This window comes from Candidatus Methanoperedens nitratireducens (assembly GCF_900196725.1).
Taxonomy (GTDB): Archaea; Halobacteriota; Methanosarcinia; order Methanosarcinales; family Methanoperedenaceae; genus Methanoperedens; species Methanoperedens nitroreducens_A.
Genome location: NZ_FZMP01000223.1, coordinates 25,774 through 32,914 on the forward strand (window position 1 = coordinate 25,774; position 7,141 = coordinate 32,914).

The window sequence follows — 7,141 nt, forward strand, 5'->3', positions numbered from 1 at the left end:
GAAAAAAATCCTTTCCTCTAAAGCTTTCAGTATCTGTAAACTTATTACCAATGACCCCCGAAATCCTCTCCCTCGCCAAATACCTCGCCTCCTCCCGCGCCGAGTTTACGCTCTCCGAGATGAACCTGTACCTCAGCAGGAAATACGAAGAAAAAGAACTCTACAAGATTCTAAAACCCCATTTTTACGACCTCGACCTAGTCTGCGATGCACACTTTAAGTGTATAAAACTCGTTAAACAGCCGCTCCCTGCGGACGAATCGGTTCTCAGGGAACTTGAAGGGCTGTTTAAAACACCGCGCCTGCCCGCGCGCATCGAGAAATTGGTTGAATCGTACATCGAGCACTCATGCGGGAAGGACTGGCACACGGGCGAGACAGCGCGGGAGATACGTGAAAATATCGTGAAGCAGAAAGAGGAATACTGGGGAGGTAAATCACAATATCCGAAAATAAGAATAATATCCTATCTGCTGTACCATTTCCCTGTTTACTTCTGCCAGTACCAGTATCTTCTTCTTGACCTGTTCAGGAGCGGATTGCTCACGACAAAAATGAGCATCCTCGATGTCGGTTCTGGTCCCGGGACAATAACACTGAGCACCGTTGATTTCCTGCAAAAATTGCTCGGCATCTATTCAAAGAAAAACATTGATGTGAAATTGAACATCAAAATCGATACAATTGAGCAGGCGCAGGAGAACATCAATTGCTATAACGAGCTTACGTCCTCTTACCTTTCAAACGAGACTGATAACGCCAGCATCACCATAACCGAACCTTTTCATGCGCCTGCCGGGGCTGCAAAACCTCAAGAGGATGCCGACCTTATAGTGTTCTCAAATGTACTTGCTGAGATGAGCATCCCGCCGGTTGAACGCGCTGACGCAGTTGAGAGGATCGCTTCGGGAAGCAAAAACCTTACGATTGTCATCATAGAGCCCGCAGACCTTGTTAATTCAACTGCTCTCCGCGTAACCCAGCGTGCCCTTGTCAAAAAGGGGTTCAACATCTTCAGCCCATGCACACTCATCTGGGGAATCGGATGCAGCGGCGGGAACTGCTGGAGCTTTGAAGAGCCGGGGAATATCCAGGTGCCGGACTTCATGAAAAAGATAGCAAGAACAGAGGAGTCTTACAGGTATATAAACACGGATATGAAGTTCACATCCGTAATCCTTAGAAAAGACAGCCAGGTAAAACATGCGTACAGGGCGAAAGGAAAGTTCGTGCGGCTTGCGAACCTGAAGAAGCACGTCGGAAAAAGAGTCAACATCGTAGCATCCGTGATGTCGGGCAACCTTGGCGACGAGAAAACTTTCGTATTTAAGGTATGCGATGCTACCACATCTCTCCCCTGCTATGCGGTACTTCCTTCGTACCATATGAACGATGCCAATAGATCGCTTCTTGAGGCAGGGTACGGTGATATTGTTGAGATTTTCGGTACGCTGATCAGGGAGAATAAAGCTTTTTCCTCGTACAATCTCCTGATTACACGAAATACGGCTGCCAGGCATGCAAACTAATTTCGCAGTGTTATTTACTCCATATAATTCTGTATCTAATGTTGTCAAAATCATACACCGTTTTTGCCTATTGACAGAAAAGTTTATATGTTTGACATAACATAGAAAATAGTGGGGGTAAAGGGGCGGAGTTTAAGTTTCCTATCCTATCCATTAAATATAACTTTTTTTTGCTCCTTTATCCTTCTCTTAATTAGTTCCTGCGATGTGTTAGCTTTATATAAACAAAGAGAAAAGTACTACTGAGGTGTTGTTATTAACCCTGACCGTTATAAGTACATGTCCATAAGGCAGTTGCAGGATATTACGGATGAACTGAGGGAAGAAGCAAAACGCGACCAATCACGCGATGCTGAGTACCATATGGCTTATAAAGCACTGCAGGACAAGATACGGGAGAGGGATAGGAGAAGACCAAGATGTATTCCCACCAGATTCGAGCATTCTCTTGATTTGATGGAGGAGTTTTAGCAGAGCCAACCGGATAACTGTCTGTTGATATCCTTGATATGAATATTTTAATAACCTTCGTCCTCTATTTCCTTATTTTTGCAGCTATTCACAGTCTTCTCGCTACGGCTTATATTAAGAACAAAGCCGAGCGGCTTCTTAGAGAAAAATTCCGGTTCTACAGGCTGCTATATACGATCATTAGTTTTCCAACATTTGCGCCCGCTTTTCTTGTATGGCTGAAATATTCGGCTTTTACTCCCCTGGTCTATACAATCCCGGATTGGTTATATCCTGTATTCCTGCTCATACGCCTTCTCGGTATAGGATTATTTATGTACGCTGTATTCCAGACAGATATCCTTGAATTCATTGGGATAAAACCGACACGCAAGGAGGCGGAAACTAAACTAATAACAGGAGGCGCTTATGGCATCGTCCGCCATCCCATGTATACCGGCGGCATAGCTGCGTTATTCACCGAAATGAAGATGAGCCAGCTTGATTTAACGGCATCATCGCTTGTTTCTATTTACCTCGTGATCGGGGCATTCATAGAAGAGAAGCGGCTGGTCTCAACTTTCGGTGATGGGTATAGGAGATACCGGCAGCAGGTGTCAATGTTCGTACCGATAAAGTGGATTATGGGGTTGAAATTACACCCCTGAAATATCCACCGGATTACACCGGAACCTGAGGTCTCATTGAAGGCGCCTTCTCAAGTACAGTCTTTAACCTCACTCTTTCGCGTCCCTTGTAAACTTCCATGACAATACTATCGCCCGCTTCATGTTTATTGATCACTTTAATGAGGTCTCTTACGTTGTTGATGTCGGTATCATCTATGCCCACCAGGATGTCTCCTGCCTCGACCCCCGACCTCTCTGCTTCGCTGCCTGGCACAACGTTGGTTATCGCCACGCCTTTATCAACGGGCAGGTTATAATATGCCACCAGCTTGGGATTGACATCCACGGCATTGATGGCTATCCACGGTCTTACGACCTCGCCGTGCTCGATTAATTGCTTTGCTATCCACATAGCCGGTTGTATCGGTATCGCGAACCCGATGCCCTGGGCAAATGGTATGATGGCGCTGTTGATACCCATCACTACGCCTTTGCTGTTTATCAATGGACCGCCGCTGTTCCCCGGATTGATCGCTGCATCTGTTTGTATCAGTCCCTCCATGAAAGTTACCTCAGTCTGTATGGAGCGGTTCAGTGCGCTTATGACCCCTGCGGTAACGGTCGGACCGCCAACAAGACCTAACGGGCTGCCTATCGCAATTGCCATCTGACCGATCTTCAGGTTATTCCCCTCTGCCATCTCAGGGACAGGCAGGTCACTGGCGTCTATCTGTATCACAGCCAGGTCCATGATAGTATCAAGTCCCCTGACCGTGCCCTCGAATGACCTGCCATCTTCCAGTGTCACTGTGATCTTCCGGGAGCCCATTATCACATGGGCATTGGTGAGTATGCCGCCATCACCATCGATCACGAAGCCTGAGCCCACGCCAGGAACCGGATGGACTCGCAGGTACGCATCTCTTATAAGCTTTACTTCACTTATGTTCACTACACTTGGTATTACTCTCTCTACTGCTGATGTTACTGTTTCATCAAAATCGCTCATATTAACTGCCCCCATAACTATGATTGCTTCTAATGATATTTGAAACTATTTGTCTATCCATAAAATCCATGTAAAACCATTTAAAGCAGGAGAAATATTGTAAGAGGCTGATGGTAAAGGCAGAGAAATTCATTCACGAAAGCATCGAGAAAATTAAAAAGGACGTAAAAGGCAGGGCTATAATAGCTCTCTCCGGTGGCGTTGATAGCTCGGTATGCGCCGTGCTCGCGCACAGAGCCATAGGCGAACTGCTTACGCCTATCTATATTGATACGGGGCTCATGAGAAAAGGGGAGACAGAAAGAATAAAGAAAACTTTTACTGATATGAACCTGCAGATTATAGATGCAAAGGATAATTTCTTAAGAGCATTGAAAGGCTTAACCGACCCTGAGATAAAAAGAAAGGCTGTAGGTGAGGCTTTTATCAGAGAATTTGAAAAAGAAGCTCGCAAGCTGGGCGCGCACTGCCTTATCCAGGGAACGATATACCCTGACAGGATAGAATCGGAAGGCGGGATAAAGAGCCACCACAATGTTGGCGGTCTTCCTTCTGTAGTGGATTTTGAATGCATAGTTGAGCCTATCGCAGACCTGTATAAGGACGAAGTGCGGGAAGTGGCAAGGGCTCTCGGACTGCCAAAAGAGATATCGGAGAGAATGCCGTTCCCCGGTCCGGGTCTGTCGGTCAGGATAATAGGCGAGGTAACAGAGGAAAAGCTGGAAGTTGTACGGGCTGCAAATGCCATCGTAGAGGAAGAGCTGGTAGAGCAATTCGCTCCATGGCAGACGTTCGCTGCACTGCTTGAAAAAGGGACAGGAGTGAAGGGTGACAACAGGGTGCATGGATGGATCATCGGAGTGCGCGCGGTGCAATCAAGGGACGGCATGACGGCTGAAGCTGTGGAACTGCCCTGGGAAGTGCTGCGGAAGATCGAATCGCGCATTACGGGTGAGATACCGAATGTCTCGCGGGTGCTTTACGATATTACGCCGAAACCGCCGGCGACGATCGAGTTTGAATAAAATATGTCTCTTACCAAAGTTGTTCGCGATATTCGCAGCAGGCAAAAAGTCAAATTCAATCCGCCTGACAAGCCAACAGCAGTCTGGACAGGAAAAGATCTGCTTGACGGGAAACCCATTTCAACGCTGACCGTGATTTTCCAGACATCCGGATGCCGATGGAATAACTGCACCATGTGCGGATATGTCTATGACAGCGCCAGGAAGCCTCCGTCACATGATGAGCTGATGAAGCAGTTCGAGTCTGCCATGTCGCGCTGTAAAGATGAGGAGTTCATCGTGAAGATTTTCACATCGGGCAGCTTTCTGGACGATGGCGAGATTGGCGCAGAGACCAGAAAAGAGATGCTCTCGCGGCTTGGTGCTGATAACAGGGTTAAAAAAGTCATTGCTGAGACAAGACCCGAATATGTAACGCATGAAAAATTATCTGAAGCCATATCAGCATTGGGTAAGAGGTTTGAGGTCGCTATCGGGCTTGAAACGAGCAACGATATGATACGAAAGGACTGCATCAATAAAGGCTTCTCGTTTTCGGATTTCGTGAGGGCAAGCGAGGTTGCGGGGCAAGAAGGGGTAACAGTCAAGGCGTACCTGCTCCTTAAACCGGTTTTCATCTCAGAAGGCGTTGCCATAAGCGACATGATAAAATCAATAAACGACGCTGTGCCCTATGCCGGAACAATCTCGATAAATCTCTGCAATGTCCAGAAAGGAACTCTTGTGGAGGAGATGTTCGAGCGCGGGGATTACCGCCCACCGTGGTTATGGAGCGCGGTGGAAGTCCTGAAAAGCGGCAAAGAACTGGCTCCCAATACAGTAATAATGTCAGACCCCGTGGGCGCGGGTTCGGCGCGCGGTCCGCATAATTCTGATAAATGCGATACTGCTGTGGCTGAAGCGATACGGATGTTCTCTCTGACGCAGGATGCCGGGATTTTTGATAAACTTGATTGCGAATGCAGGGAGCTGTGGAAAAAGGTTGTTGAGCTTGAAGAACTCACGTTCGGGGCGCCGATCGTGAGGTAACCTGAAGTCTCAAATCCATTACAACTCTCTTTATATCCTCCACCCCGGCATCGGTTTTAAACGAAATTCCCGAAAAATGCGTTCGTGATGCCTGAAAACCCTTTTCCCTCAAAGCCGTGATAAGCTCATCGGTCGGCATCGCAGTAATCCCGAGCGATTTGCAAAGCTTGTGATAATCATAGTGCATTGGGATATCAAGCTCATCCCTGCATGTTGCCACGAGTTTCAGAGCCTCCTTGAACCCGCGCTTTTCAACTTCACCGAGAAGCTCCCCGCAAAACTCCCTGTCATGCAGCCTGCCAAGCCACAGAGGTCCTGCCAGTGATGTTGCGCGCCCGCATACAGGGCATGTCTCAGGCAGGTGAACGGCAAGCCCGTACTTCCATTCCCTTGAGCCGCAGTTGAAGCAGTGGGAAACGAAGCCCATGTTCCCCAGGCACTCATCAGCAGCCTTAATATCTTTTTTTACTGCCGCAAAAAGCCTGACGTAATGCGCCGAGGCGTATGATAAGAGAGGCATCATGGCTTTATCATATTTTGCAAGTGTTCTTGCTACGGCGCCCTGAAGAACTCTTACGCCCATTTCAGGATAATAATCCGTTTTGAGGGGCACAGCCGCGTAGTTCCTGATGCCGGCTTTCTTGTGTGCTCCGCACAGGGGCGCGGTATCCGTGGCTGTGATGCATAACAACTTTCTGGTTGAAAAGGATGCAGCATCCAGGAACGGTGCCGGGGTTCCGAAAGGGTCAAGGTCTATTATATCGAAACTGTTGTCCAGCATCACCACATTGGCGTTCCTTTTTACTGCGGTGCAGTTTGAGAGGTTGTTGAGGGCTATGTTTTTCTTTATCAATTCAAAAGAAGTATCGTCCCAGTCACTCATAGTAGTGCCAAGACCTGTCTCGTTCGCTATGCGAAGCCCCCGGATTCCAGAGGCGGAGAGGGCATCAAGATACGTGTACTCAGGATTATTTTTCGAAAACATGCGATCGCAGCTACAGCGATATCCCTGTTAATTCTCATGGCGGGATTATAGAAAACGGCGGCGGCTGACGGGGGAAAACTTGAAGTCACATCGGGTACCGGTACTTCTACTTTCGTTGCGCCTTCTGTGATTATTCGGGTAAGCATTTTCAGGGTCAGAATTAACGCGGATTGTTTTTAAGGTATCTGTCCGGACGAACTCCTTTATAAATAACCGGTAGGGTCGCTAGTCTCTCAAAAAGAGGTTCTTCTGGAATCAATAGGGGATAAACAGCACTTTAAGTCCATCCTCATTCCAGAAGCAATGCAAAAATAACAACGAACTGGTACGAACTGGTACTAACTCTTGCCATCGGAGTTCGTACCAGTTCGTACTGAGTTCGTTGTTAATTTAAATGTCTACCGCTGTATTGTTTTTTAATTTCCCCGATTGATCAGATAAGAATCTGAATACTAAAGCTAAGGATTGATGATTAAATAACATTC

General features: G+C 47.4%; 6 protein-coding genes and 1 pseudogene. 5 read left to right on the top strand and 2 right to left on the bottom strand.

What is annotated here, in order from left to right:
- Positions 1-50 precede the first annotated feature (50 nt).
- The 3 genes from MNV_RS16470 to MNV_RS16480 all read left to right on the top strand — a co-directional run bounded on the left by MNV_RS16470 (position 51) and on the right by MNV_RS16480 (position 2,647).
- Positions 51-1,529, top strand: coding sequence for a small ribosomal subunit Rsm22 family protein (locus MNV_RS16470; protein ID WP_096207033.1), 1,479 nt, complete (start codon positions 51-53; stop codon positions 1,527-1,529).
- A 279-nt stretch (positions 1,530-1,808) separates the two neighbouring features.
- Positions 1,809-2,000, top strand: a complete 192-nt coding sequence (locus MNV_RS16475) for a hypothetical protein (RefSeq protein WP_096207034.1) — start codon at positions 1,809-1,811, stop codon at positions 1,998-2,000.
- 38 nt (positions 2,001-2,038) lie between these two features.
- Positions 2,039-2,647, top strand: coding sequence for a methyltransferase family protein (locus MNV_RS16480; protein WP_096207035.1), 609 nt, complete (start codon positions 2,039-2,041; stop codon positions 2,645-2,647).
- A 13-nt stretch (positions 2,648-2,660) separates the two neighbouring features.
- On the opposite strand, the gene MNV_RS16485 is transcribed toward MNV_RS16480, so the two are convergent.
- Entirely contained in the window at positions 2,661-3,617 is a 957-nt protein-coding gene (locus MNV_RS16485) for a S1C family serine protease (RefSeq protein WP_096207036.1), read from the bottom strand.
- 110 nt (positions 3,618-3,727) lie between these two features.
- On the opposite strand from MNV_RS16485, the gene guaA reads away from it, so the two are divergent.
- Together guaA and MNV_RS16495 are read left to right on the top strand one after the other, a co-directional pair.
- On the top strand, positions 3,728-4,642 hold the full coding sequence (gene guaA, locus MNV_RS16490; protein WP_096207037.1) for a glutamine-hydrolyzing GMP synthase: 915 nt from the start codon (positions 3,728-3,730) through the stop codon (positions 4,640-4,642).
- Between the two features lie 3 nt (positions 4,643-4,645).
- Positions 4,646-5,671, top strand: a complete 1,026-nt coding sequence (locus MNV_RS16495; RefSeq protein WP_096207038.1) for an archaeosine biosynthesis radical SAM protein RaSEA — start codon at positions 4,646-4,648, stop codon at positions 5,669-5,671.
- On the opposite strand, the pseudogene MNV_RS16500 reads toward MNV_RS16495, so the two are convergent.
- Positions 5,643-6,802: pseudogene (locus tag MNV_RS16500) on the bottom strand (tRNA (guanine(10)-N(2))-dimethyltransferase). The gene MNV_RS16495 and the pseudogene MNV_RS16500 sit on opposite strands and share 29 nt — an antisense overlap.
- Positions 6,803-7,141: the final 339 nt, after the last annotated feature.

What these genes read in the sequence shown, in the direction of transcription:
- MNV_RS16470 (WP_096207033.1), top strand. Translation starts at nt 51, where the DNA reads ATGACCCCCGAAATCCTCTCCCTCGCCAAATACCTCGCCTCCTCCCGC.
- MNV_RS16475 (WP_096207034.1), top strand. Translation starts at nt 1,809, where the DNA reads ATGTCCATAAGGCAGTTGCAGGATATTACGGATGAACTGAGGGAAGAA.
- MNV_RS16480 (WP_096207035.1), top strand. Translation starts at nt 2,039, where the DNA reads ATGAATATTTTAATAACCTTCGTCCTCTATTTCCTTATTTTTGCAGCT.
- MNV_RS16485 (WP_096207036.1), bottom strand. Translation starts at nt 3,617, where the DNA reads ATGAGCGATTTTGATGAAACAGTAACATCAGCAGTAGAGAGAGTAATA.
- guaA (WP_096207037.1), top strand. Translation starts at nt 3,728, where the DNA reads ATGGTAAAGGCAGAGAAATTCATTCACGAAAGCATCGAGAAAATTAAA.
- MNV_RS16495 (WP_096207038.1), top strand. Translation starts at nt 4,646, where the DNA reads ATGTCTCTTACCAAAGTTGTTCGCGATATTCGCAGCAGGCAAAAAGTC.